This is a genomic window from Ruegeria sp. BG5 (assembly GCF_056538425.1).
Map to the genome: position 1 here is coordinate 171,601 of NZ_JBQFTC010000006.1, position 24,045 is coordinate 195,645.

Annotated in this window: 25 protein-coding genes; 18 read left to right on the plus strand and 7 right to left on the minus strand. The window is 60.3% G+C overall.

The window, feature by feature from the left end:
- Positions 1-19: 19 nt before the first annotated feature.
- Complete coding sequence (gene gatA, locus ACR0KX_RS17260) at positions 20-1,507, minus strand: Asp-tRNA(Asn)/Glu-tRNA(Gln) amidotransferase subunit GatA (protein WP_480708631.1); 1,488 nt, start codon at positions 1,505-1,507, stop codon at positions 20-22.
- 3 nt (positions 1,508-1,510) lie between these two features.
- Entirely contained in the window at positions 1,511-1,798 is a 288-nt protein-coding gene (gatC, locus tag ACR0KX_RS17265; protein ID WP_037308265.1) for an Asp-tRNA(Asn)/Glu-tRNA(Gln) amidotransferase subunit GatC, read from the minus strand.
- A 231-nt stretch (positions 1,799-2,029) separates the two neighbouring features.
- Between gatC and ACR0KX_RS17270 the strand changes: the two genes are divergently transcribed.
- From ACR0KX_RS17270 to ACR0KX_RS17280, 3 genes are all read left to right on the plus strand, one after another.
- Entirely contained in the window at positions 2,030-2,188 is a 159-nt protein-coding gene (locus ACR0KX_RS17270; RefSeq protein ID WP_170454969.1) for a hypothetical protein, read from the plus strand.
- 153 nt (positions 2,189-2,341) lie between these two features.
- Positions 2,342-2,905, plus strand: a complete 564-nt coding sequence (locus ACR0KX_RS17275) for a DUF4202 domain-containing protein (protein ID WP_170454971.1) — start codon at positions 2,342-2,344, stop codon at positions 2,903-2,905.
- A gap of 91 nt (positions 2,906-2,996) precedes the next feature.
- Positions 2,997-3,686, plus strand: coding sequence for an SGNH/GDSL hydrolase family protein (locus ACR0KX_RS17280; protein WP_170624402.1), 690 nt, complete (start codon positions 2,997-2,999; stop codon positions 3,684-3,686).
- Here the strand turns inward: ACR0KX_RS17280 and ACR0KX_RS17285 are convergent.
- On the minus strand, positions 3,667-4,338 hold the full coding sequence (locus tag ACR0KX_RS17285) for a ceramidase domain-containing protein (protein WP_170624404.1): 672 nt from the start codon (positions 4,336-4,338) through the stop codon (positions 3,667-3,669). The genes ACR0KX_RS17280 and ACR0KX_RS17285 overlap by 20 nt on opposite strands.
- A 60-nt stretch (positions 4,339-4,398) precedes the next feature.
- Here ACR0KX_RS17285 and ACR0KX_RS17290 point away from each other — a divergent pair, with 60 nt between their 5' ends.
- Positions 4,399-5,091 (plus strand): metal-dependent hydrolase, encoded by a 693-nt coding sequence (locus tag ACR0KX_RS17290; protein ID WP_170624406.1) that lies wholly within the window; start codon positions 4,399-4,401, stop codon positions 5,089-5,091.
- Positions 5,092-5,099: 8 nt separating this feature from the next.
- Here ACR0KX_RS17290 and ACR0KX_RS17295 read toward each other — a convergent pair whose 3' ends face one another.
- Entirely contained in the window at positions 5,100-5,564 is a 465-nt protein-coding gene (locus tag ACR0KX_RS17295; RefSeq protein ID WP_170519901.1) for a nucleoside deaminase, read from the minus strand.
- Positions 5,565-5,626: 62 nt separating this feature from the next.
- Here ACR0KX_RS17295 and ACR0KX_RS17300 point away from each other — a divergent pair, with 62 nt between their 5' ends.
- From ACR0KX_RS17300 to ACR0KX_RS17360, 13 genes are all read left to right on the plus strand, one after another.
- Complete coding sequence (locus ACR0KX_RS17300; protein ID WP_170624408.1) at positions 5,627-6,442, plus strand: pseudouridine synthase; 816 nt, start codon at positions 5,627-5,629, stop codon at positions 6,440-6,442.
- A gap of 174 nt (positions 6,443-6,616) precedes the next feature.
- Positions 6,617-7,531 carry a 5-bromo-4-chloroindolyl phosphate hydrolysis family protein gene (locus tag ACR0KX_RS17305; protein WP_170624410.1) on the plus strand — a complete coding sequence of 305 codons (915 nt, stop codon included), beginning with the start codon at positions 6,617-6,619 and terminating at the stop codon, positions 7,529-7,531.
- Positions 7,532-7,561: 30 nt separating this feature from the next.
- Positions 7,562-8,752, plus strand: coding sequence for a toxic anion resistance protein (locus ACR0KX_RS17310; RefSeq protein ID WP_170454986.1), 1,191 nt, complete (start codon positions 7,562-7,564; stop codon positions 8,750-8,752).
- A 12-nt stretch (positions 8,753-8,764) separates the two neighbouring features.
- Positions 8,765-9,721 carry a DUF2927 domain-containing protein gene (locus ACR0KX_RS17315; RefSeq protein ID WP_170454988.1) on the plus strand — a complete coding sequence of 319 codons (957 nt, stop codon included), beginning with the start codon at positions 8,765-8,767 and terminating at the stop codon, positions 9,719-9,721.
- Between the two features lie 22 nt (positions 9,722-9,743).
- Positions 9,744-10,892, plus strand: coding sequence for an SPFH domain-containing protein (locus ACR0KX_RS17320; protein ID WP_170454990.1), 1,149 nt, complete (start codon positions 9,744-9,746; stop codon positions 10,890-10,892).
- A 39-nt stretch (positions 10,893-10,931) separates the two neighbouring features.
- On the plus strand, positions 10,932-12,020 hold the full coding sequence (locus ACR0KX_RS17325; RefSeq protein ID WP_480708632.1) for a primosomal protein N' (replication factor Y) - superfamily II helicase: 1,089 nt from the start codon (positions 10,932-10,934) through the stop codon (positions 12,018-12,020).
- Positions 12,021-12,050: 30 nt separating this feature from the next.
- Entirely contained in the window at positions 12,051-12,767 is a 717-nt protein-coding gene (locus tag ACR0KX_RS17330; protein ID WP_480708633.1) for a nitroreductase, read from the plus strand.
- 32 nt (positions 12,768-12,799) lie between these two features.
- Positions 12,800-13,237, plus strand: a complete 438-nt coding sequence (gene dtd, locus ACR0KX_RS17335) for a D-aminoacyl-tRNA deacylase (RefSeq protein WP_170519891.1) — start codon at positions 12,800-12,802, stop codon at positions 13,235-13,237.
- Complete coding sequence (locus ACR0KX_RS17340) at positions 13,237-14,340, plus strand: glycerate kinase type-2 family protein (RefSeq protein WP_480708634.1); 1,104 nt, start codon at positions 13,237-13,239, stop codon at positions 14,338-14,340. The genes dtd and ACR0KX_RS17340 overlap by 1 nt, the downstream gene beginning before the upstream one ends.
- Before the next feature lie 238 nt (positions 14,341-14,578).
- A complete protein-coding gene (locus ACR0KX_RS17345) occupies positions 14,579-16,162 on the plus strand; it encodes an ABC transporter substrate-binding protein (RefSeq protein WP_170455000.1) in 1,584 nt (527 codons plus the stop codon).
- Positions 16,163-16,177: 15 nt separating this feature from the next.
- Positions 16,178-17,134, plus strand: coding sequence for an ABC transporter permease (locus ACR0KX_RS17350; RefSeq protein ID WP_170519884.1), 957 nt, complete (start codon positions 16,178-16,180; stop codon positions 17,132-17,134).
- Positions 17,131-17,946, plus strand: a complete 816-nt coding sequence (locus tag ACR0KX_RS17355; protein WP_170455004.1) for an ABC transporter permease — start codon at positions 17,131-17,133, stop codon at positions 17,944-17,946. The genes ACR0KX_RS17350 and ACR0KX_RS17355 overlap by 4 nt, the downstream gene beginning before the upstream one ends.
- Positions 17,943-19,580, plus strand: coding sequence for an ABC transporter ATP-binding protein (locus tag ACR0KX_RS17360; protein ID WP_170624420.1), 1,638 nt, complete (start codon positions 17,943-17,945; stop codon positions 19,578-19,580). Before ACR0KX_RS17355 ends, ACR0KX_RS17360 begins: the two co-directional genes overlap by 4 nt.
- 55 nt (positions 19,581-19,635) lie before the next feature.
- Here ACR0KX_RS17360 and ACR0KX_RS17365 read toward each other — a convergent pair whose 3' ends face one another.
- Positions 19,636-20,133 (minus strand): thioredoxin domain-containing protein, encoded by a 498-nt coding sequence (locus ACR0KX_RS17365; RefSeq protein ID WP_170624422.1) that lies wholly within the window; start codon positions 20,131-20,133, stop codon positions 19,636-19,638.
- 176 nt (positions 20,134-20,309) lie between these two features.
- On the opposite strand from ACR0KX_RS17365, the gene ACR0KX_RS17370 reads away from it, so the two are divergent.
- Positions 20,310-21,146, plus strand: coding sequence for an alkaline phosphatase family protein (locus tag ACR0KX_RS17370; protein WP_170455009.1), 837 nt, complete (start codon positions 20,310-20,312; stop codon positions 21,144-21,146).
- A 9-nt stretch (positions 21,147-21,155) separates the two neighbouring features.
- Here the strand turns inward: ACR0KX_RS17370 and ACR0KX_RS17375 are convergent, their stop codons facing one another.
- Together ACR0KX_RS17375 and ACR0KX_RS17380 are read right to left on the minus strand one after the other, a co-directional pair.
- Entirely contained in the window at positions 21,156-22,079 is a 924-nt protein-coding gene (locus tag ACR0KX_RS17375) for an alpha/beta hydrolase (protein WP_170455012.1), read from the minus strand.
- Positions 22,080-22,091: 12 nt separating this feature from the next.
- Positions 22,092-23,981 (minus strand): acyl-CoA synthetase, encoded by a 1,890-nt coding sequence (locus ACR0KX_RS17380; RefSeq protein WP_480708635.1) that lies wholly within the window; start codon positions 23,979-23,981, stop codon positions 22,092-22,094.
- Positions 23,982-24,045: the final 64 nt, after the last annotated feature.

Consider the following 24,045-nt stretch of genomic DNA (forward strand, 5'->3'; position numbering starts at 1 on the left):
TGAACTGGCAGCCCGAGGCTTACCACCATTTCGCTGGTTTTGCCACAAACCCGGCGGCGTTTTCCAGCGCGTAGGCGGTGTTGAGCAGATCGCCTTCGTCCCACGGGCGTCCGATCAGTTGCAGACCCAGCGGAAGGCCTTGTTTATCGAGGCCAGCGGGCACTGAGATACCCGGCAAACCGGCAAGGTTCACGGTCACTGTAAAGACGTCGTTCAAGTACATTTGAACAGGATCAGCCTCGGTCATCTCGCCCAGACCGAAGGATGCCGAGGGCGTCGCCGGGGTCAGGATCGCGTCGACGCCTGCGGCGAAGACATCCTCGAAGTCTTTCTTGATCAGGGTGCGGACGCGGCGGGCGCGGTTGTAATAGGCGTCATAGAAGCCAGCCGACAGCACATAGGTGCCGACCATCACGCGGCGCTGTACCTCGTGGCCGAAGCCCTCGGCGCGGGTTTTCTCGTACATCTCGGTGATGCCGTCACCCTGTGCCAGCTGCGCACGGCGGCCATAGCGGACACCGTCATAGCGCGCGAGGTTCGAGGACGCTTCGGCAGGCGCAATCACGTAATAGGCTGGCAGCGCGTATTTGGTGTGCGGCAGCGAGATGTCGACGATCTCGGCGCCTGCGTCTTTCAGCATCGCCGCACCGTCGGCCCAAAGCTTTTCGATCTCGGCGGGCATCCCGTCCATGCGGTATTCCTTGGGGATACCGATCTTTTTGCCCTTGATGTCGCCGGTCAGCATCGCCTCGAAATTCGGGACGGCCAGTTCGGTGCTGGTGGAATCCTTTGGGTCGTGACCGCACATCGCCTCAAGCATGATGGCCGCATCGCGAACATTCTTGGTCATCGGTCCGGCCTGATCCAGCGAAGAGGCAAAGGCCACGATGCCCCAGCGCGAGCAACGACCATAGGTTGGCTTGATGCCGGTGATACCAGTGAAGGCGGCGGGCTGGCGGATCGAGCCGCCGGTATCGGTGCCGGTTGCGGCCAGACACAGGTCGGCGGACACAGCCGAGGCCGAGCCACCGGACGACCCGCCCGGTGTCAGTTGCGCGTCGTCATTGCCGCGCCGCCACGGGCTGACCGCGTTGCCGTAAACGGATGTTTCGTTGGACGACCCCATCGCGAACTCGTCCATGTTCAGCTTGCCCAGCATCACGGCACCCGCATCGGCCAGTTGCTGCGACACGGTGGATTCGTATTCCGGCTTGAAGCCTTCCAGAATCTTCGAGGCCGCCTGCGACGGCACGCCCTTGGTGCAGAACAGGTCCTTGATGCCGATCGGCAGACCGCACATCGACGGCGCGTCGCCGCCCTTGATCCGCTCATCAGCCGCCTTGGCACGGTCCAGCGCGATTTCGGGGGTCTTGTGGACAAAAGCGTTCAGCGCGTCGGCCTCGTCGATGGCCTTGAGGCAGGATTCGGTCAGTTCAACCGAGGTCACGTCACCCTTACGCAGCGCGTCGCGGGCCTCGGCCAGGCCCAGTTTATTCAGATCGCTCATGTCTTACTCCACCACTTTGGGGACTGCGAAGAACCCTTCGCGCGCGTCGGGGGCGTTGGCCAGAACCTTGTCCTGCTGGCTTCCGTCCGTGACCACATCCTCACGACGCTTCAGGCGCATCGGCTCGACCGAAACCATCGGCTCGACGCCCTCGACATCAACCTCGTTCAACTGCTCGATGAACCCCAGGATAGTGTTGAACTCGGATGCCAGCGCCGGCAGGGCGTCATCCTCGACCTTGATCCGGGCCAGTTTGGCCACCTTGGCGGCGGTGCTTTGGTCAATCGACATCGGAAAACCTCATATACGCTCAGGGGGGCATTTACCCGTCTGTTGCAGCAGTCGCAAGACCGGCAGGCCCCTGCACAACATATGATTCACACCCCCGCAAATCGCTTGCCATTCAATCTTGCATACCCGCTATGCAAAAAAGTAAACCGTTTAGTTCATTTTATGACTTGAAAAACTGAACTGTACTGTTCATTTTACATCTCACAAGACAACACAAACCGGAGACTGAAAATGAAAAGCCTCATCGCAGCCGTCACTTTGTCCGCCACTCTTCTGGCCGCGCCGGCCATGGCTTTGGGCATCGACTCCACCAACCTGACCCGCAACCTGAGCTTCCCCTCCCCTGTCTCGGAACCGGTCACGCAGGATCAGGTCAAGCCGGGCAAGTAACCAGCCCGCCTCGGCCGGGTCAGAGGCCCCCCGTCTGACCCGGCCCTGTGCATTTGGGTGCTGCACCTTCTGCGGCATCACGCTACGGTGGCTTTGAAAATCAATCGGATGATCAACGCAAAACGCGCATCCGCAAAGCCAACGGAGCAAGACATGAGCGCGCGCAAGCAAGCGGTTCTGGACGCAATTGATGCGGCCAATGCAAAAGATCCCAATCTCGACGATGGCCAACCCGAAGCGCTGCTGTATGGCACGCGCATGAGCGCCGAGTTGGAGCGGCTGTTCCCCGATGCCTCGGACGCGCTGCAAATCGCGGCGCGCGGTCAACATGTCGAACGTTGGAAGCTGGCGCGCACGGAATACCCCGAAGGACGAGCCGGGTATCTGGCCTGGCGCAAAGCGCAGGGCGAACATCATGCAGATGTGGTGATGTCCCTGATGACCGAGGGTGGGTATAGCGAAGAAGAGGCCGAAGCCGCCGGACGGATGCTGCGCAAGCAGGGTATTAAACGTGTCTCCGAGGTTCAGGCGCTGGAGGACGTGATCTGCTTTGTGTTCCTCAAGTGGTATTTCCAACCTTTCGCCGGCAAGCATTCGGCTGAGAAAATCCAAAGCATTGTCGAGAAAACGGCCCGCAAGATGTCCGCAGGCGGGCGCGCGCGGGTGTTGGCAGAGTTCGACCTGCCCGAGCATTTGGCCGCCGCTTTCCGGGCCTGACGCAAACCTGTTCGTGTTTTTGATGCGGTTAATCGGGCATTAACCATTTAACGCTCACTCTGAGACCCGTAGAATCTCCGGAGTCTCAGCCGTGTTCAAAAAACTGTATCTCGCCGCCGGGTTGCTGTGCCTGTTGCTGGGCTGTCAGGAACTGCCGTCAAGCAAGCCGGATGCAAAGGTTATTGCGGTTGGCGATTCGCTGATGGCCTGGAATTCGCCCTCCGGGTCGTCGATTCCCGATGTGATCGAAGAAAACATCGGCGCTCCGGTGGTGGATCGCACGGTATCTGCGGCGTGGTTGCAAACGCAGTTTGACGACAAGGGCGCGCCCCAAAGTGGGGTGCAGGCCCAGTTCGTCAAAGGCGACTGGTCCTGGGCGGTGGTCAATGGCGGCGGCAATGATCTGATGCTGGGCTGTGGCTGTTCGCGCTGCGATGCGGTGCTGGACAACATGATCTCGGAAGATGGGCAAAGCGGCCAGATACCCCGCTTTGTGCGCCAGATTCGCGAAACCGGTACGCGGGTTATCTATGTGGGCTACCTGCGCAGCCCCGACCTGTTCACACCCATCGAACACTGCAAGGCCGAAGGCGATGAATTCGAGGCGCGGATCGCAAGGCTCGCGCAATTGGATGAGGGGATCACCTTTGTCTCAAGCCAGGATGTGGCGCGGCCTGGCGATGCATCGTATTTCTCATTCGATCTGATCCATCCGTCGCGCAAATCCAGCCGGATCATCGGCGAACTGATCGCCAGCGTGATCAAGGATCAGGGGTTGTAGCGGCGCGCGTCCGGATGATCACCCGGCGGTAGGCCTCGATCATCCAGCCCAGCATAGTGGCGTTCAGGATGTGCCACAGGAAATGCGTGCCGGTAGGAAACTGCTGGCAGATCGGCGCGTCCAGTGCGCGGAAGGTAATCGACAAGATCAAAAGAGCTGCGCCAATCGCCATGTTCTTTGCGAACGCTGGCTCTCGATGCCGCAACAGGAATGCGTAAATCAAGATCAGCAAAGGCACCGGGGCATAGGCGGCAGAGCCACCCAATCCCGGCACAAGCTGAAACACGGGCGTCGTCACCGCGGCATAGGGGATGAACAAGATCGTCGCGCTCAGCGCATAGCCCGTGGAGATGCCCCAGACATTTTTGTTCACCGCGAAAATATAGATCAGGATAAACAGCAGGATCGGCGTCACGTCGGCAATCGCGGCCCAGACCTGTGCATGGGTGTGAAACAGATAGCTGCCAACGCCAATCGCCGCCAACACCATGACCAACGCCATCGCAAGCGGCATATCCTGCCCCCGCACCCGCCGCCACATGATGAAGGCCGAGATCAGAAAGGCCGCGTTGGTGACCGCATTGATGGGCTCGGCCCAATAGGCGGCGGACAATCGCTCACAATAGCCGTCGATTTGCTGCATCCAGTCCATGGAATTTTACATAGCGAATGCTAGGCTGGAGCCAATAGGCATCGCAGGAGGAATTTCGGCATGAACATCATTTGGTTGGGCCACGGCAGTTTTCGCATCGAAACCGAGGGGCAGGTGCTGTTGGTCGATCCATGGCTGACGGGCAACCCGGTTCTGCCGGAAGACCAGCACGATACAGCCGTGGACGGCGCGACGCATATCCTGCTGACCCACACCCATTTCGATCATGTGGTGGATGTTCTGCCTTTGGCAAAACACCTGAACGTGCCGGTCGTCGGGCAGTACGACCTGATGGGCTATTGGGCCGAGGCCGAGGGGATCGAGACCATCGGTTTCAACAAAGGCGGCACGGTCAATCTGAACGGGGTCAAGGTGACGATGGTGCCTGCCTCGCACAGTTCCACCTTCTCGACCCCGGATGGGCTACGGACCGGGGGCAGCGAGGTGGGTTTCATGATCGCAGCCGAAGGGCGGATGCTGTATGTCTCGGGCGACACCGACATCATGGCGGATATGGAGTGGATGGGGGATTACTACAAACCCGATATCGGCATCCTGTCTGCGGGCGGGCATTTCACCATGGATATGAAAGCGACCGCCTATGCGGCCAAGCGCTATTTCAACTTCAAGACGGTGATTCCCTGCCATTACAAGACCTTCCCCATCCTCGAACAATCGGCGCAGACGCTGATCGACGGATTGCCCGGAGTGGACGTGATCGAACCCGAAGTGATGCAGCCGATCAATCTGTAGGCCGGGCTTCAGCCCGGCATATCCTTGCGGCGTGCCTCGAAGAAATCCTTCAAAAGTGCCGCCGCCTCGTCAGCGGCGATACCATCATAAACCTCGGGCGCATGATGCGCCTGAGGGTGAGAAAACACCCGCGCACCATGGGCAACACCGCCTGATTTCGGGTCGGATGCGCCATAATACACCCGACGGATACGCGCAGCGGCCAACGCGGCGGCGCACATCGCGCAAGGCTCCAACGTCACATAAAGATCGTGATCCGGCAGACGTTCGGACCCGGCCTCGGCGCAGGCGGCGCGCAAGGCCAAGATCTCGGCATGAGCGGTCGGATCGTTCAATTCGCGCGTTCGGTTGCCAGCCGCCGCGACGACCCGGCCATCGGGCGAGACGATAACGGCCCCCACCGGAACCTCACCCCGATTAGCCGCCGCGCGGGCCTCGGCCAGCGCCTTGTCCATATGCGATTTGAACACCATGCCCCTGACTGCATCAGAAACCTGCCTTTCGCAAGCGGGCGGGATGGGTTAAGGCCGGGGGCATGAGCAATACCCCTCCTCCCGGCGACCGGATCGCCAAAGTGCTGGCCCGTGCAGGTGTCGCCTCGCGGCGCGAGGCTGAACGCATGATCGAAGCAGGCCGTGTCAGCGTGAACGGTAAGGTGATCGACAGCCCCGCGCTGAACGTGACCGCCAAAGACAGGATCGCTGTGGACGGCAAACCGGTCTCGGAACCCGAACCCTCGCGCCTGTGGCTCTATCACAAGCCGACCGGGCTGGTGACCACGACCAAGGACGAAAAGGGCCGCGCGACGATTTTCGACGAATTGCCCGAGGATATGCCGCGCGTGATGTCCGTTGGGCGGCTGGACCTGAATTCCGAAGGCTTGCTGCTGCTGACCAATGACGGCGGCATCAAGCGCAAGCTGGAACTGCCCTCGACCGGCTGGCTGCGCAAATACCGCGTGCGGGTCAACGGACGACCCAAGGAAGAGGATTTCGCCCCCCTGCGCAAAGGGCTTGTGATTGATGGTGAGCGGTTCCAGCCGATGACCGTCTCGCTGGATCGCCAGCAAGGTGCGAATGCTTGGCTGACCATCGGACTGCGCGAAGGCAAGAACCGCGAGATCAGGCGGGCGATGGAAGATATCGGCTTCACCGTGAACCGGTTGCTGCGTGTCTCTTACGGCCCGTTCCAGCTGGGCGATTTGAAACCCGGTCAGGTGGAAGAGGTGCGCCGCCGCGTGATGCGCGATCAGTTGGGCCTGGATGGTGACACAAAACCCGAAGGTACCGCCAAACGCGCCACCCGCCCGCAAAGAAAACGACCACCGATCGGCAAGAAACCCCGCAAGTGACGCGGGTTTGGCAACCTTCCCCCTAGCGCCAAGCCTGCGCATCCCTTAAATTTTCTGGGAATGCTGCTATTTGGGGGGCGCAATGTCCGGGAGCGGAGTGCAAAAACTGGCCTATGTGGTCCTGCTGGTCCTGATGCTGGGCGTGTGCACCGGCTTGCTGGGGGGGCTTTGAGCATGGCCAAGCGGTTTGGCGGCAAATACAGCCCTCAAGGTGAGTCTTCTTCCGACGCGCCGCTGCCGCGCGGCCAGTTTGATGGCGCGCGGGTCGAACCTGCGGGCGCGCGGGCGAATATTCTGTTTCTGCCTGCGATCCCGTTGGTTTTCCTGTCTCTGAACGACGGCGCGATTGGCATGACCATCGGCCTGGTCGCGGCGGGCCTGCTGACCGCTGCCGCTTTTCTTCTGCGCGAAGGGTTGCGGGCCGAGGCCGCGTATCATTCACGCAAAACCGCCCGCCGCCCAGCCTTTCCCCGGAAGATATTTGCCAGTGTTCTGACCGGGCTTGGCACCGCGCTGGCTGCGTACCGGACCGAGTATCTGGATGCAGAAACCGCCGGACAGGTCAGCCTGCTGGCGCCCGTGCTGTTTGGAGTTGCCGCAACCGTTTTGCATTCCGTGTCATTCGGGTTGGACCCGATGAAGGACAAAGGCATGGAAGGCGTCGATACATTCCAGCAGGATCGCGTGGCCCGTGTGGTCGATGATGCCGAACAACACCTGTCCGAGATGACGGATGCGATCAAACGCGCCGGTGATCGCCGGGTCGAGGCGCGGGTTGAACGGTTTCAGGATACCGCCCGCGATCTGTTCCGCACGGTCGAAGAAGATCCCCGCGATCTGGCCGGGGCGCGCAAGTATCTGACCGTATACCTGCAGGGCGCACGCGATGCGACGGTCAAGTTCGCAGACGTGTATGCCCGTACCCGCGACGGGCAGGCGCTGGCCGATTATTCCGCCTTGCTGGACGATCTGGAACAGAATTTCGCCGCGCGCACGCGGAAGATGCTATTGGATGACCGCAGTGATCTGACGGTCGAGATTGACGTGTTGCGCGACAGGCTGCAACGCGAAGGCGTCCGGTTGGACTGACCGGCTAAAAATTGAGCGAGGAACATCCCCATGTCCGATGAGATCAAGAACAAGGCGGTCGAGGCCGAAACTCTGGTGCAGGAAGTCACCGCCGTGGCGCTGCCCGAACCGATGGCCGAGGTTGTCTCGCTTGAGGAAGCCGACGAACCGGTCAGTGCCGAGATTCGCAAGCGCATGGATGAGATCGATATGGGCAACACCAATTCGATCGTCTCATTCGGCTCGTCCGCGCAGGCAGAGTTGCAAGAGATCAGCCAGGCCATGCTGGCCGATGTGCGCAACAAGGATGTGGGCCCCGCTGGCGATAGCCTGCGCAACATCGTGACCACGATCCGGGGCTTCTCGGTCAGTGAACTGGACGTGCGGCGCGAGCGTAGCTGGTGGGAAAAACTGCTGGGCAAGGCCGCGCCTTTTGCCAAGTTCACCGCCCAATACGAAGAGGTTCAGGGCCAGATCGACCGCATCACAGACGATCTGCTGAGCCATGAGCATACGCTGCTGAAAGACATCAAATCGCTCGACCTGCTCTATGAAAAAACGCTGGGGTTCTATGATGAACTGGCGCTTTATATCGCGGCGGGTGAGGAAAAGCTGACCGAGTTGGACAGCCACGATATTCCGGAAAAAGAGGCCGAAGTTCAGGCCGCGCCCGAAGATCAACAGGTTATGAAAGCGCAGGAATTGCGCGACATGCGCGCGGCGCGCGACGATCTGGAACGCCGGGTGCATGATCTGAAACTGACCCGTCAGGTGACGATGCAGTCGCTGCCCTCGATCCGTTTGGTGCAGGAGAATGACAAGTCGCTGGTGACCAAGATCAACTCGACCCTCGTCAACACGGTGCCGCTGTGGGAAACCCAACTGGCGCAGGCCGTCACCATTCAGCGCAGCGCCGAGGCGGCAGCCGCCGTGCGCGACGCCAATGATCTGACCAACGAATTGCTGACCTCGAACGCAGCCAATCTGCGCGACTCCAACAAGATGATCCGTGAGGAAATGGAACGCGGCGTCTTCGACATCGAGGCCGTCAAACAGGCCAACGCCGACCTGATCGGCACGATCAACGAAAGCCTCGCCATTGCCGACGAAGGCAAGGCCAAGCGCGCCGCCGCCGAGCAGGAGTTGCAGAAGATGGAAACCGAACTCCGCGACACACTTGCCGCCGCCAAGGCGCGGCGCGACGGGACCGGCGACAATGCAGGAACGGCTGTTCCGGGATAAGGTGGACTGGGCGTGCGGCCTTTGAACTCTGTCAAACTGGCCCTTGGGGGTATCGCGCTGCTGGCGCTGGTCGGCTGTGAGGAAGCCCTGACATCCGCCGTCGTGCCTCCGCCACGCCCCGCAGCCCCACCGCCTGCGGCCAACGCTTATGTACCGCCCTCAGCCGCCAGTCAGGACCTGGCCCGGTTCTATCAGCGCGTCGAACGCGATCTGCTGACGCGCGGCCTGTTGCGGACAGATGGCGGCGGGCCTGACGCGCCGTATGACGCCGACGATCTGACCCGGAATTTCGAGACGATTGCGTTTTACAGCGAATACCCAAACCACAGCGTCTCACTGGGATCGCGCCAGACCGATGGCCAGCTAAGCCGCTGGGATGGGCCTGTGCGCATCCAGACCGAGTTTGGCCCTTCGGTCCTGCCCGCCACGCGGGAAAAGGATGCGGCGGATGTGCAGTCATATGCCGCCCGTCTGGCGCGCCTGACCGGGCACCCGGTTTCGACTGTCAGCCGGAAGGCCAACTTTCACGTGTTCTTCGCCGGCAAGGATGATAGCGCCTATGTGGTGTCCCGCCTCAGGCAGTTGATCCCGAATATCAGTCAGGCCTCGCTGGAACTGGTCGCCAATCCGCGCGCGAATTTCGACTGTTTTGTCTTTGCCTCGGCCACCACATCCTCGCCCAACAAATACGTGCGCGCGGTCACTCTGATCCGCGCGGAACTGCCAGATCTGGTGCGGCTAAGCTGTATCCACGAAGAAATTGCGCAAGGCCTTGGCCTGTCCAATGACAGCCCCGCCGCGCGGCCTTCGATCTTCAACGATGATGACGAGTTTGCCCTGCTGACCAGTCATGATGAGAAACTGCTGCAAATGCTCTACGATCCGCGGCTTCAGCCCGGTGTATCGGTCGATCAGGCCCGCCCTGTTGTCAGGATCATTGCACGCGAATTGATGGGTCAGCCGCTCTGACCCCAAGGACAGGAGAACCCAGATGGGAATTTTCGATTTTCTGACAGGCGAGTTCATTGATGTCATCCATTGGGTGGACGACACCCGTGACACGATGGTCTGGCGGTTCGAACGCGAAGGGCACGAGATCAAATACGGCGCCAAGCTGACCGTGCGCGAGGGTCAGTCGGCGGTGTTTGTGCATGAAGGGCAGTTGGCGGATGTGTTCACGCCCGGTCTTTATATTCTTGAGACCAACAACATGCCGATCCTGACGACCCTTCAGCATTGGGATCACGGTTTTCAGTCGCCATTCAAATCCGAGGTGTATTTCGTCAACACCACCCGGTTCAACGACCTGAAATGGGGCACGAAGAACCCGATCATGCTGCGCGACCCGGAATTCGGCCCAACGCGCATCCGCGCCTATGGCACCTATACAGTGCGGGTGAAGGACCCGGCCAAGTTTCTGGTCGAGATCGTCGGCACCGATGGTGAATTCACCATGGACGAGATCAGCTTTCAGATCCGCAACATCATCGTGCAGGAATTCAGCCGCGTGATCGCGGGATCCGGCATCCCGGTTCTGGACATGGCCGCCAACACCGCCGATCTGGGCAAGCTGATCGCAGCTGAGGTGTCTCCGGTACTGGACAGCTATGGGCTGGACATGCCTGAGTTCTACATCGAGAACATCTCGCTGCCGCCAGCGGTTGAAGCCGCTTTGGACAAGCGCACCTCGATGGGGCTGGCGGGGGATCTGGGCAAGTTCACCCAGTATTCGGCAGCCGAGGCGATGACAGCGGCGGCGAACAACCCCGGTCAGGGTGGCGGCATGGGTGCCGGTCTGGGCATGGGAATGGGAATGGCCATGGCGCAGCAGATGGCGAACATGGCAGCGGGTCAGCCGCGCGGCCCGTGGGGATCGCCCGCCCCCGCTGCCCCGCAACCGGCAGCACATGCGGCGCCGCCGCCCCCACCTCCCGTTGAACATGTCTGGCACATCGCCGTGGACGGGCAGACCAGCGGTCCGTTTTCAAAGGCCAAAATGGGACGCATGGCCAGCGAAGGGCAGTTGACCCGTGAGACACACGTCTGGACCGCCGGTCAGGACGGCTGGAAGAAAGCGGGTGAGGTGCAGGAACTGGCGCAGCTGTTTACCATTCTGCCGCCCCCACCGCCGGGTGCGTGACCAGAACGGGCGGACGAGTCAAATGTGCAAGGCTCTGACATGAACGAAGAACATTGCTTTCCCTGCGAACAATGCGGCGCGGATTATCGGTTCAATCCCGGTGATGGCACGCTGACCTGTGACCATTGCGGGCATGCCCAACCCATCGGCGCGGGCCCTTGGGGCGGTGCGAAGCTGCGCGAGCTGGATTTTGACGCCGCCATTGCCGATCGCCTGCCCGACAGCGAGATCGAAGAAACGCGGGTTTTGTCCTGCCCCAACTGCGCCGCTCAGGTCGAGTTTGACCCGTACACCCACGCCGCCGAATGCCCGTTCTGCGCCACCCCCGTGGTGACGGATACCGGCGTGAACCGCCATATCAAGCCCAAGGGTGTTCTGCCGTTTGCGCTGGACGAACGGACCGCCCACACCGCCATGAACGATTGGCTGGGTCGGTTGTGGTTCGCCCCCAACGGGTTGCAGGACTATGCCCGCAAGGGCCGTAAGATGCAGGGAATCTATGTCCCTTACTGGACGTTCGACGCCGACACCAAATCCAGCTATCGCGGCGAGCGTGGTGTGGTCTACTACGAAACCCGAACCGTGATGCGCGACGGAAAGCGCGTACAGCAGCAGATTCCCAAGGTGCGCTGGACCCCCAAATCCGGTCGTGTCGCGCGGTTTTTTGACGATGTGCTGGTGCTGGCCTCACGGTCCCTGCCCAAGGCGTATACGGACGCGCTGGAGCCGTGGGATCTGCCTGCGCTGGAACCTTACCAGCCGCAATATCTGGCCGGGTTCCGGGCCGAGGCCTACACGGTGGACCTCCAAGACGGGTACGCCGAAGCGCGTCAGCACATGGCACGTGTGATCGAACGGGATGTGCGGTTTGATATCGGCGGCGACCGTCAGCGCATTCATGCGGTCGAAACCGACGTGCGCGATGTCACGTTCAAGCACATTCTGCTGCCCGTCTGGATGGCGGCCTATAAATACCGGGGCGAGACCTATCGCTTTGTCGTCAACGGGCGCACCGGGCGCGTTCAGGGCGAACGTCCCTGGTCGGCGATCAAGATCACGATTGCCGTGGTTCTGGGCCTGCTGGCGGCAGCGGGTGTTGGCTACCTGATGGCAACCGGTCAGCAGTAGCGGCGCAAAACCAGCCCCTTGCACATCCTGATGGCGGCGGTCATCTTCGGCGCGATTGCCGGGAAGGAGAGGATCGCCGTGACATTATCCGCGTTGAACACATTGTTGACGGATCGATATTCGTGCCGGGCATTTCGCCCGGACCCGGTGCCGCAAAAGGATATCGAGCAGATCGTTGCCAGTGCCTCACAAGTGCCCAGCTGGTGCAATGCGCAGCCCTGGCAGTTGGTGATCACAAGCGGAGAGGAAACGGATCGGTTCCGCCGCGCGCTGCGAGATGAAGTCGAAACCGGAACGCCTGCTCCGGACCTTGCTTTCCCCAGTTCTTATTCAGGCGTCTATCAGGATCGACGGCGCGCCTGCGGCTGGGCCTTGTACGCAGCCGTTGGCGTCGAACATGGCGACCGGGCGGGATCGGCGCGACAGATGATGGAAAACTATGCCCTGTTCGGTGCCCCCCATTGCGCGATCCTGTCCAGCTCGGCCGAACTTGGGCCTTATGGTGCAATGGACAGCGGCGGGTTCGTCACCGCGTTCACGCTGGCCGCGCAGGCGCTTGGGGTTGCAAGCATCCCGCAAGCGGCAGTCGCAGCCTACAGCCCCTTCCTGCACAAGTATTTCGATATTCCTGATGATCGGTTGATCCTGTGCGCGATCTCGTTCGGCTATGCCGATGCCGATCACCCGGCGAACAGTTTTCGCACCGACCGGGCCGCATTGGGTGACATTGTCGACTGGCGCGGCTAAACCGGCAGGTAAAAATACCGAAGGGGAGAGCTTTGCGCGCAGTCATACAACGTATCTCACATGCCAGGGTCTCGGTGGATGGGTCTGTTATCGGGCAGTCCGGCCCCGGCCTGATGATCCTTGTCTGCGCCGTGCAGGGAGATGACGAAGGTCAGGCCGCGAAACTGGCCGCAAAGATAGCCCGGCTGCGTATCTTCAAGGATGAAGCGGGCAAGATGAACCGCTCGGTGGTCGATAGTGGCGGATCGGCCCTGGTGGTCAGTCAATTCACGCTGGCGGCTGATACCACAAGCGGCAACCGCCCCGGCTTTTCCACGGCGGCCCCGCCGGATGTCGGGGAACGCTTGTATGAAGCCTTTGCCAAAGACCTCGCCGCGCATGGTATCCCGGTGGAAACGGGGCAATTCGGGGCGGATATGGCTGTTGAACTGGTCAATGACGGGCCGGTGACGATCTGGATGGAAAACTGATGACGCGTACCGAACAAGCAATCGAATTCTGGCGGGCTGGTGTGGCGGCGGTTGATGGGTACACGGCGACAAAAGCGGCTCTGCCCGGTGTTCCCCGACCCGACCGCATCCTGGCTGTGGGCAAACCCGCCGCCGCCATGGCGCGGGCAGCCTTGGATCAGTTCGGGGATGTTCCAACCCTTGTGGTAACCAAGGACGATCACGGGCGCGATCTGCCGGATGGGGTTGAGGTGATCGAGGCCTCTCATCCCGTGCCCGATCAACGCAGCCTGAACGGGGGCCGCGCCCTGCGGGAAGCGGTGGAGCAGATGGCAGCGCGATCGCATCTGTTGCTTCTGGTGTCAGGCGGCGCCTCCTCGCTGGCCGAGGATCTTGTGCCCGGTAAATCCTTGCAGGACCTTGCAGCCCTGAACCGTCAGTTGTTGGCCGAAGGGCTGGACATCACCGCTATGAATGCCGAACGGCGCAAACTGTCGCGAGTCAAATGCGGTGGGCTGTTGTCGCATTTCAAGGGCGGCAAGGCCACGGTATTGGCGATCTCGGACGTGCCGGGGGACGATCTGAACGTCATCGGATCCGGTATCGGCTCGCTGCCCCAGACATATGACTTTGATGCCAGCACCCGGATCATCGCGTCCAATGCACATGCCCGCGACGCCGCAGCCAAGGGCGCGCAGGCAGCCGGTCTGCAAGTTCATGCCAATGAAGAAGCGCTTCACGATGACTATCTGGCGGTTGCGACCTATGTCGGGCAGAGCCTGCGGGATATGGGACCCGGCGCAATGGTCTTTGGTGGCGAGCCGACGGTTGTTCTGCCGGACTCTCCGGGTCGTGGCGGGCGCAATCAGGCCCTTGCGCTTGCGCTGGCAAAAGAGATCTCGGGCCTCGAAGATCTGGTGGTTGTCGTGGGCGGAACGGACGGAACCGATGGCCCGACGAACGCCGCCGGGGGTGTCATCACAGGTGCAACCTGGGCAGAGGGGGCCGCGCAGGCGCTGAATGCCGCAGACAGCGGCACATTCCTTGAACAGGCGGACGCTTTGCTGGTGACCGGGCCGACAGGTACCAATGTGATGGACCTGATTGTCGCAATCCGAGGCTGAACTGACGCTTTGTATGCTACCTTTCGGGATCAGCCCGTCACTTTTGTTTCATGAACTACGGATAGCACCGCCGAAACGAAACTCTGCCAGCCCGCGGTCAGGAAATATGATTGCGTCTGACATCAATGCACGCGGAACAATAAAACTTGCCCGGTCGCCGGAAATACGCCAACGTTGACTCATGCGTCAATAATAAGCCCCTCAGGGGCACACATCACTCAACAGGGAGATACACTAAATGAACGAACAACTCACGCACATGGCCAGCCAGGTCACTGCGGGCAAACTCACGCGCCGCGAATTCATGGGGAAAGCTGCGGCCTTGGGTGTGTCGGCGGCAATGGCCAGCACAATGTTCGCGGATGCTGCACGGGCGGCAGGCCCGAAAAAAGGCGGCGATCTGAAACTGGGTCTTCAGGGCGGCGAGTCCACCAACTCGCTGGACCCGGCAACCTATGCAAGCTCGGTTCCGTACATGAACGGGCGTCACTTTGGGGACACGCTGGTCGAAGTTGCACCCGACGGCACGATCGAGTCACGTCTGGCCGAAAGCGTCGAAGGCAGCGCGGATGCCAAGGTCTGGACATTCAAGCTGCGTCAGGGGGTCGAGTTTCATAACGGCAAGACCATGACCAGCGAAGATGTTCTGAAGACCATGGAACGCCATTCGAACGAAGATTCGAAATCCGGTGCCCTCGGCATCATGAAGGGCATCGAATCTATGAAGGCCGATGGCGACAACTTTCAGGTTACTCTGACCGAAGCAAACGCCGACCTTCCCTATCTGTTGTCGGACTATCACCTTGTGATTCAGCCCGATGGAGGCATGGACAACCCAGCCGCCGGTATCGGCACAGGTCCATACCAGGTTGAAGTCGACGAACCCGGCGTGCGCCACCTGTTCACCAAGTTTGCCAACTACTGGAATGACGACGCCCATTTTGACAGCGTCGAAAACGTTGTGATCAATGATGCGACTGCACGGACTGCTGCGCTTCAGGGTGGACAGGTTCAGCTTGCAAACCGGATCGAGCCGAAGGTTGCCGACTTGCTGGGCCGCGCGCCAAACATCACGGTCCAGTCGACACCGGGCCGCGGTCATTATGTGTTCATCATGCACTGCGACACGGCCCCGTTTGACAGCAACGAGTTGCGCACCGCGCTGAAATACGCGATCAACCGTGAAGAACTGGTCGACAAGGTTCTGCGTGGCTATGGCTCTGTCGGGAACGACATGCCGGTCAATGCGGCGTATCCTTTGTTCGATGAAACAATCGCCCAGCGCGAGTTCAGCGTCGAGAAAGCGGCAGAGCACTATAAGAAGTCCGGCCATGACGGCTCACCCATTGTTCTGCGCGTTGCGGATGGGGCCTTCCCCGGTGCCGTGGACGCCGCATCGCTGTTCCAGCAAACCGCTGCACAGGCCGGTATCCCGCTTGAGATCAAGCGTGAACCCAATGACGGCTACTGGTCCGAGGTCTGGAACGTGCAGCCCTTCTGCGCCTCGTACTGGGGTGGTCGTCCGGTTCAGGACCAGATGTATGCCACCGCCTATCTGTCGACCGCAGACTGGAACGACACGCGATTCAAGGTACAGGCGTTCGACGATCTGCTGTTTGCCGCACGGGCCGAGCTGGACGCTGACAAGCGCAAGGGCCTGTACAGCCAGATGGGTATGATGGTGCGTGACGAAGGCGGATTGATCTGCCCGATGTTCAACAACTTTGTCGATGCCTCCAGCAATACGCTGGATGGATGGGAAACCGACCCGAACGGCGAGCTGATGAACGGTCAGGTTTCGCGCAAATTGTGGTTCGCATAAAACGGACCCCGGATAATGCATCCCATCATCAAACTGGTTTCCCAGCGCCTTGCGCTGGGACTCCTGCTTCTCTTCGGTGCATCGGCTCTGATCTTCGGCCTCACTGAAGCCCTTCCCGGGGACGCTGCGCAAGCGGTTCTCGGCCAATCCGCAACCCCCGAGGCGCTGGCGAACCTGCGCGAGGAAATGGGCCTCAACCGTCCGGCCCTGACACGTTATTTCGAATGGCTGGGTGGCATCGTACAAGGTGACCTGGGCCAATCCCTGACAAACAAGCTTGATATTGCCGAATCCGTCGGCAGCCGGTTGAGCAACACTCTGTTCCTGGCGTTCTGGGCCGCGATTATCTCGGTGCCGCTTGCCATTTTCCTTGGCCTTCTGGCTGTTCGGTACCGGAACCGCTGGCCCGACAAGATGATTTCGGCCGTCACCCTGACGACGATTTCGATCCCCGAGTTCCTGATCGGCTATGTGCTGGTCTATTTCGTGGCCGTGAAACTGGGTATGTTCTCGCCTCTGGCGATGATCAACGACAGCATGTCCCTTGGGCAAAAGCTGAACTCGATCGCGTTGCCGGTCATCGTTCTGACCCTCGTGGTGCTGGCGCATATGATGCGCATGACCCGCGCCGCCATCCTGAACGTGATGCAGTCTGCCTATGTGGAAACCGCCGAACTGAAAGGCCTGAGCAACTTTCAGGTCATCTACCGTCACGCCTTCCCCAACGCCGTTGCGCCGATTGTGAACGTGGTGATGCTGAATCTGGCCTATCTGGTCGTTGGCGTCGTCGTGGTCGAGGTGGTGTTCGTCTATCCCGGCATGGGCCAGTATCTGGTGGACCATGTGACAAAGCGTGACGTGCCGGTCGTTCTGGCCTGTGGGGTGATCTTTGCGGCCATCTATATCGGACTGAACATGATTGCAGACATCGTTGCCATTCTGGCCAACCCAAGGCTGAGGCATCCGAAATGAAGAACATCCCTATCTCTGCAATGATCGGGCTGGGTTTCACAGTCCTGTATTTCATCATCGCCCTGTTCGCGCCCCTGCTGGCCCCCTACGGCATGGCCGAAGTGGTCGGCGACGTGTGGGAGCCCTCCAGCAAAGAGTTCTGGCTGGGCACCGACAACATTGGCCGCGATCTTCTCAGCCGTATGATCTATGGCGGGCGCACGACGATCTTTATCGCCACGGCGGCAACGATCCTAAGCTTTGTGACCGGCTCGGTTCTGGGCTTTCTGGCCGCTGTGCTGGGGGGCTGGGCCGATCAGGTCATGTCGCGTACCGTTGACCTGATCATGTCGATCCCGTCGCTGATCTTCGCGCTGGTGGTTCTGGCCATGGTGCCGGTCACCATTCCGGTTCTGATCATCGTCATGGGCCTGCTGGACGCGACCCGCGTCTATCGTTTGGCCCGCGCTGTCGCGGTGGATATCGCCGTGATGGACTATGTCGAGGCCGCGCGTCTGCGAGGTGAAGGCCAGGTCTGGGTCATCTTCCGGGAGATCCTGCCCAACGCATTGTCTCCGCTGGTGGCTGAACTGGGCCTGCGTTTCATCTTCATGGTTCTGTTTGTATCGACCCTGTCCTTCCTGGGGCTGGGCGTCCAACCGCCGCTGGCGGATTGGGGCGGCATCGTGAAGGAAAACAAGGACGGCATCGTCTATGGCATCGGCGCGGCGCTTTATCCCGCTGTCGCTATCGCGACGCTGGCAATCTCGGTCAACCTTGTGGCTGACTGGGTCCTGAACCGCACCACATCGCTGAAAGGAGGCCGGGGATGAGTGAACCGCTTCTCAAAGTCCGCGGGCTGAAGATTGGCGCGACGGTGTACCCGCCGGGCGAAAAGCCTCATGATATCGAAATCGTGCACGGGGTCGATTTCGACCTCGAACGCGGCAAGGTGCTGGGGTTGATCGGCGAATCCGGGGCCGGCAAATCCACCATCGGTCTTGCCTCGATGGCCTATGGCCGGGGTGGCGTGAAGATCACCGGCGGTGAGGTCTGGGTCAACGGACGTGACATTCTGAAAACGTCCCATGGCGATATTCGCAAACTGCGCGGGGGTGAGGTCACTTATGTGTCCCAATCCGCCGCCGCGTCCTTCAATCCGGCCAAAAAGATCATGGATCAGGTGGTTGAAGCAGCGGTCGAGCAGAAGAAATTCAGCCGCAAAGTTGCCGAAGGCCGGGCGCGTGAATTGTTCGCCAAGCTGGGCCTGCCCGATCCGGACAATATCGGGGATCGGTATCCGCACCAGGTCTCAGGCGGTCAGCTACAGCGTTGCATGACCGCGCTGGCGCTGTGCCCCGAGCCTGATCTGGTGGTGTTCGACGAACCCACCACCGCGCTGGACGTGACCACCCAGATCGACGTTCTGATGGCCATCAAGGAAGCCATTGCCGATACCGGCGTTGCCGCGCTGTATATCACGCACGATCTGGCGGTCGTGGCGCAGGTCAGCGATGACATCATGGTTTTGCGGATGGGCAATACGGTCGAATACGGCGACACCGACCAGATCATCAACAACCCCAAGGAAGAATACACGCAGGCTCTGGTCTCGGTCCGTTCGATTGAGCATGAAGAGAAACAGCCCACGCCGGATCCGGTGCTGACCGTCGACGGCATCACCGCGCGCTACAAGGGGCTGAATTTCGACGTGCTGCACAACGTCAATGTCGAGCTGCATCCGGGGCAGACGCTGGCGGTTGTGGGCGAATCCGGTTCGGGCAAGTCCACACTGGCGCGGGTGATCACCGGCCTGCTGCCGCCACGCGATGGTGAGATCACCTTTGCCGGTCGCAAGCTGTCGTCCGACCTCAAGGGCCGCACCCGCGAGGATCTGCGCGAGTTGCAGATGATCTATCAGATGGCCGACGTGGCGATGAACCCGCGTCAGACCGTTGGCACGATCATCGGCCGCCCGCTGGAGTTCTACTTTGGCATGCGTGGCGCGGAAAAGCGCAAGCGGATCATCGAGTTGCTGGACGAAATCGAGCTGGGCGAAAAGTTCATCGACCGCTATCCGGCAGAACTGTCCGGTGGTCAGAAACAGCGTGTCTGTATTGCGCGGTCGCTGGCGGCCAAACCGAAGATGATCATCTGTGATGAGGTCACCTCGGCGCTGGATCCGCTGGTGGCGGATGGCATTTTGAAACTGCTGCTCGACCTGCAGAAGATCGAGAATGTGGCCTATCTGTTCATCACCCACGATCTGGCGACGGTCCGGGCGATCAGCGACAGCATTGCGGTGATGTATCAGGGGCGTGTGGTCCGCTATGGCCCGAAATCACAGGTGCTGAGCCCGCCGTTTGACGACTATACCGACCTGCTGCTCAGCTCGGTGCCCGAGATGCATCTGGGCTGGCTGGAAGAGGTTGTCGCCCATCGCAAGATGGAAAGCGCCGGGAACTGATCCGGGGCTTCAAAAAGAAACCGGCGGGTCGATGGCCCGCCGGTTTTCCTTTGGGCTATGCCTTCTGGCCATAGCGTTGTTGGTGTCGGGTCAGAACCTGCCTCAGTTCATCCCGGTAACGCATCCCCTGCAAGGTTTGGCGCAGCCCGCCTTCGCCATCGAACAGCAACAGGGTCACATGGGGCACGCCGTATTGATTAGCGAATCTGGCGCCGTCCTGCTGGCTGATATCCGCGACCAGATAGATCAGATCGCATTCCCCGAACTGCTTCATCGCCTTGCGGGTTTCCCGCTGTAGCGCGGTACAGGTCGAACATTGCGGGTCGTGCACCTGCACCACGACCGGGTTGCCCTGCCCGACCCGCGTCAGGTCATGCTCGGCCTGCATTGCCCGGACGGATCGTATCGTGAAAAACCCACCGCCGCCCACAACTGCCGCAGCGATTGCACCATTGCGCGCCAGCCTCAGAACATCGCGACGCGACGCGCCCTGTGCCGCAGCGGTTTTCGCCTTCTCGATCTGCGCCTTTTTTCGTTTTGAGACCTTAGCCATGGTTCGACCCGAGTGTTTTCGCCTGGTCAGAAGCATATGCGTTCGCGCGGTCAGGCGACCTCACAATCGCGGCATCGGCTTCAACGCGCCTTCGACCGGCAACATGTCGTTTTTCGCATTGCCCGGCGCGGCCCGGCGCGTCAAACAGGCATCAACAGTAGCAAAGGACGCCTGACATGGACCGCAAACTCCTTCTCATCATTCTGGACGGTGTTCCCTGGCGCAACTTCCGTCGTCTGTTCGGCAATCTGGAAGGCTGGGTCGACAGTGGCGAGGCAAAGGTCTGGAAACTGCGCGCCGTGCTGCCTTCGACCTCGGCCAGTTGCTATGCCTCGATCCACACCGGTGTGACGCCGCAGGAACATGGCTGTACCGGCAACGGCAACGTCTTTCGCCTGAGCCATAAGGACGTGTTCAGTCAGGTCCGCGAAGCCGGTGGCGTGACCGGAGCCGTGACCCACAGCTATTGGTCGCAATTCTTCAACCGCCACCCGTTCGATTATGTCCGCGATGTTGAATATGACGAGCCGGACAGCATGACCATCAACCACGGTCGGTTCCACACCATGACCGGCTATGGCAGCGCCAATCAGATGACCCCGTCAGATGTCGATCTGTATGCGACCCTGACCAACCTGTGCCTGCGCTTTGGGTTGGATTACGGCATTCTGCACACCTGCACGCTGGACAGTATGGGCCACCGCTTCTTCCATGATTGCGAGGAAATGGACCACGCCTGCTTTGTCGCGGATGAAATGCTTGCCCCCTTCATCCCGCGTTGGCGGCAATTGGGCTATGACGTCATCGTAACCGCCGATCATGGTCAGGATGAACGCGGCCACCACGGCGGGCGTGGGCCATTGCAGCAGGAAACTGCGCTGTATTATTTCGGGGATGCAACCGGACCCGACGCGGACGCGGTAATCGAGCAGGTGCAACTGGCGCCCACGATCCTGAACCGTATGGGCGCCCCGATTGCGGACACCATGAAGGGGAAACCGTTCCTGACGTGATCTTGGGCTTTAGTCGTAGGACCAGATGCGCTGACCCAAAGCCTCGATCGCGACAGAGATGCGCTCAAAACTGTCCGCCGCGCGTTTGACCGAGGTTCGGGCGCGCAGGTATCCGTGGACCAGGCCCGCCTCGTTGATCCAGTGCGCCTGCCCGCCGGCGGCAGAGATACGTTCGCAATAGGTCGAACCATCGTCGCGCAGCGGGTCGCAATCTGCAGTGACAACAACGGTCGGTGGCAGGCCCGAGAAATCACTGTCGTGAAGCGGCGCGTAGGTCGGATCGTCGTGCGGGGCGGGGCCGCCACAGCGGACATTCTCGTAAAACAGAATCTCGTCGCGGGTCAAAAGCGGCGCGTGAGCGTGTTCGACATACGAACCCTTCGAGTTATCCCCGCCCAGACCCGGATAGATCAGGACCTGGCCGAGTATTTCCGCCCCCTGCCCCCGAAGGTGATGGGCGACCGCAGCGGCCAGATTGCCGCCTGCACTGTCACCAGCCAGAACCATAGGGTCACCGAATTCCGACACGGCCCAGTTCACCGCAGTCAGGCAATCCTGAAACTGCGCCGGGTGCACATGTTCGGGGCAAAGGCGATAATCCACCGCCACGATTCGATACCCTGTCTGTGCGCAGATCTCGGCGCAGACGTCGTCATGACTGTCCAGCCCGCCAACAACAAACCCGCCGCCGTGGAAATAGACCACAGTCCGGGTGGGATCTCCGGCAGTATAAATGCGAACAGGCACGCCATCGGCGCGCCTGTCCTGTGTTTCAACACCCTTTGGGCGGGGCTGGCGAAAGTCCTGACACATCGTGTCATAAACCCGGCGCTGATCCTCAATCGACAGATCCACCGCGTCGTCAGGATAGCTTTCCGCCGTGCGTCTTATGAACGCCCAAGTTTCCTCATCGATCAGACGTTCATAATCCATGTTCCCTCCCGGTCAGGCAGCCCACTCCCACGGCCGGGTGAACGACCCCAGCACTTTGCTGACATCGTCCTCTGACGCGCCGTTCGCGTCAAGCTGCGCGACAAGGCCGCGTTTCTTATCGTCAATGACCGAGACCACGCGCGCATCGACGCCTGCCGTTTCCAACGCACCGTTGTAGATCCGGGTAATGGCATGTTTGCGCAGATCAGGCTTGAACACCTTGCCGACGGCGGTTTTGGGCAGTTCCGAAAGGATGGTCATATGCTTGGGCTGTGCAGCGCGTTCGTGGACATGCACCTTGCAGAACTCCATCAAGGCCTCTTCGGTGACCGAGGCCCCCTCGACCAGTTCGACAAAGGCGCAAGGCACTTCGCCCGCATGCGCATCGGGTTGGCCAATGGCACCGGCAAAGGCAACGGCTTCGTGACCCAGCAGCGCCTCTTCGATCTCGGCCGGGTCGATATTGTGACCGCCGCGGATGATCAGATCCTTGGCACGACCGGTAATCCACAGATAACCGTCCTCGTCAAAACGACCCAGATCGCCTGTACGCAAGTATTTGTCATAGTGGTACAGGTTCACGTTCTTATCGGCTTCGGTATAGGTGTTGCCCGCAAAGACGCCCGGGTTTGAAATACAGATTTCTCCGATCTCATCCGCTGCACATTCCTTGGGTCCATCGGGGCCGTCCTGCAGGATTTTGACATCCGTGTACGGGAACGGGATACCGATCGAGCCGATCTTTTTCTCGCCATCCACGGGGTTACAGGACACCAGACAGGTGGCTTCGGTCAGGCCATAGCCTTCCACGATGGTAACGCCGGTGGCTTCCTCGAACCGGCGGAACAGTTCAACCGGCAGCGGCGCCGAACCCGAGAAGGCGGTTTTGACTGTGGAAATATCCGCATCTACCGGGCGCTGCATCTTGGCCGAGATTGCCGTCGGCACCGTGATGATGAAGCTGACCTTCCAGCGTTCGATCAGTTTCCAGAAATTGTCGAATACGCCATCGCCACGATACCCTTGCGGTGTCGGGAAGATCACATGAGCGCCAGATGACACCGCCGCCATCATGATGACGTGGACGGCAAAGACGTGGAACATGGGCAGCGGGCACATGATGACGTCAGTTTCGTCGAACAGCAGCGTATGACCCAGCCAGCCATTGTAGACGAGGCCGGAATACTTGTGCTGTGCCACCTTGGGCATACCTGTCGTACCGCCGGTGTGGAAATAACAAGCGACGCGGTCTTCCTTGCTATCCTCGAAGGTCAGCGTCTTGGGTTGTTTGGCCAGCTCTTTGTTGAAGTTCTTGTAATCCGCATGGGCCAGCTTTTCCTTGTCGCCCATCTTCGGACGCAACAGAGGAACAATCCACGATTTGGGCGGAGCCAGATAGCGGTTCAGGTCGATTTCCAGGATGGTATTGACCTTGGGCGCGTGTCGAACGGCCTCTTCCACCTTTTGCGCCACATCCGTTTTCGGGAATGACTTCAGCGTCACGACGACCTTGGCACCCGTCTCACGCAGAATCGCTGCGATTTGCTCGGGCTCCAGCAGTGGGTTGATCGGGTTCACGATCCCCGCTACGGCACCGCCCATCATGGTCACAAGGGTCTCGTTACAGTTGGGCAGCACATAAGCCACCACATCCTTTTCCCCAACTCCAAGCGAGCGGAACAGGTTCGCCGCCTGATTGACTTGTCCCAGAAGGTCCGACCACGTCAGCGTTTCGGCCTTGTCATTGGGGCCTGAAAATATTTGGAAACTGACTGCGTTGTGATTTGGAAAATTCCCGGCTGTCCGTGACAGCAATTGATGAAACGTAACCGGCAGGTCACGATCCTCCCACGGCATTTCCTGTTCAACACGCGTTTTGTCTTCCAGCCCAACAAAGGCCATGTGGCTCCTCCCGTCTTATAATCTCCCGCGCGCCACACGCGGTTATGATCCGTCCTAAGATGGG

What these genes read in the sequence shown, in the direction of transcription:
- gatA (WP_480708631.1), bottom strand. Translation starts at nt 1,507, where the DNA reads ATGAGCGATCTGAATAAACTGGGCCTGGCCGAGGCCCGCGACGCGCTG.
- gatC (WP_037308265.1), bottom strand. Translation starts at nt 1,798, where the DNA reads ATGTCGATTGACCAAAGCACCGCCGCCAAGGTGGCCAAACTGGCCCGG.
- ACR0KX_RS17270 (WP_170454969.1), top strand. Translation starts at nt 2,030, where the DNA reads ATGAAAAGCCTCATCGCAGCCGTCACTTTGTCCGCCACTCTTCTGGCC.
- ACR0KX_RS17275 (WP_170454971.1), top strand. Translation starts at nt 2,342, where the DNA reads ATGAGCGCGCGCAAGCAAGCGGTTCTGGACGCAATTGATGCGGCCAAT.
- ACR0KX_RS17285 (WP_170624404.1), bottom strand. Translation starts at nt 4,338, where the DNA reads ATGGACTGGATGCAGCAAATCGACGGCTATTGTGAGCGATTGTCCGCC.
- ACR0KX_RS17290 (WP_170624406.1), top strand. Translation starts at nt 4,399, where the DNA reads ATGAACATCATTTGGTTGGGCCACGGCAGTTTTCGCATCGAAACCGAG.
- ACR0KX_RS17295 (WP_170519901.1), bottom strand. Translation starts at nt 5,564, where the DNA reads ATGGTGTTCAAATCGCATATGGACAAGGCGCTGGCCGAGGCCCGCGCG.
- ACR0KX_RS17300 (WP_170624408.1), top strand. Translation starts at nt 5,627, where the DNA reads ATGAGCAATACCCCTCCTCCCGGCGACCGGATCGCCAAAGTGCTGGCC.
- ACR0KX_RS17305 (WP_170624410.1), top strand. Translation starts at nt 6,617, where the DNA reads ATGGCCAAGCGGTTTGGCGGCAAATACAGCCCTCAAGGTGAGTCTTCT.
- ACR0KX_RS17310 (WP_170454986.1), top strand. Translation starts at nt 7,562, where the DNA reads ATGTCCGATGAGATCAAGAACAAGGCGGTCGAGGCCGAAACTCTGGTG.
- ACR0KX_RS17320 (WP_170454990.1), top strand. Translation starts at nt 9,744, where the DNA reads ATGGGAATTTTCGATTTTCTGACAGGCGAGTTCATTGATGTCATCCAT.
- ACR0KX_RS17325 (WP_480708632.1), top strand. Translation starts at nt 10,932, where the DNA reads ATGAACGAAGAACATTGCTTTCCCTGCGAACAATGCGGCGCGGATTAT.
- ACR0KX_RS17330 (WP_480708633.1), top strand. Translation starts at nt 12,051, where the DNA reads ATGGCGGCGGTCATCTTCGGCGCGATTGCCGGGAAGGAGAGGATCGCC.
- ACR0KX_RS17340 (WP_480708634.1), top strand. Translation starts at nt 13,237, where the DNA reads ATGACGCGTACCGAACAAGCAATCGAATTCTGGCGGGCTGGTGTGGCG.
- ACR0KX_RS17345 (WP_170455000.1), top strand. Translation starts at nt 14,579, where the DNA reads ATGAACGAACAACTCACGCACATGGCCAGCCAGGTCACTGCGGGCAAA.
- ACR0KX_RS17350 (WP_170519884.1), top strand. Translation starts at nt 16,178, where the DNA reads ATGCATCCCATCATCAAACTGGTTTCCCAGCGCCTTGCGCTGGGACTC.
- ACR0KX_RS17355 (WP_170455004.1), top strand. Translation starts at nt 17,131, where the DNA reads ATGAAGAACATCCCTATCTCTGCAATGATCGGGCTGGGTTTCACAGTC.
- ACR0KX_RS17360 (WP_170624420.1), top strand. Translation starts at nt 17,943, where the DNA reads ATGAGTGAACCGCTTCTCAAAGTCCGCGGGCTGAAGATTGGCGCGACG.
- ACR0KX_RS17365 (WP_170624422.1), bottom strand. Translation starts at nt 20,133, where the DNA reads ATGGCTAAGGTCTCAAAACGAAAAAAGGCGCAGATCGAGAAGGCGAAA.
- ACR0KX_RS17370 (WP_170455009.1), top strand. Translation starts at nt 20,310, where the DNA reads ATGGACCGCAAACTCCTTCTCATCATTCTGGACGGTGTTCCCTGGCGC.
- ACR0KX_RS17375 (WP_170455012.1), bottom strand. Translation starts at nt 22,079, where the DNA reads ATGGATTATGAACGTCTGATCGATGAGGAAACTTGGGCGTTCATAAGA.
- ACR0KX_RS17380 (WP_480708635.1), bottom strand. Translation starts at nt 23,981, where the DNA reads ATGGCCTTTGTTGGGCTGGAAGACAAAACGCGTGTTGAACAGGAAATG.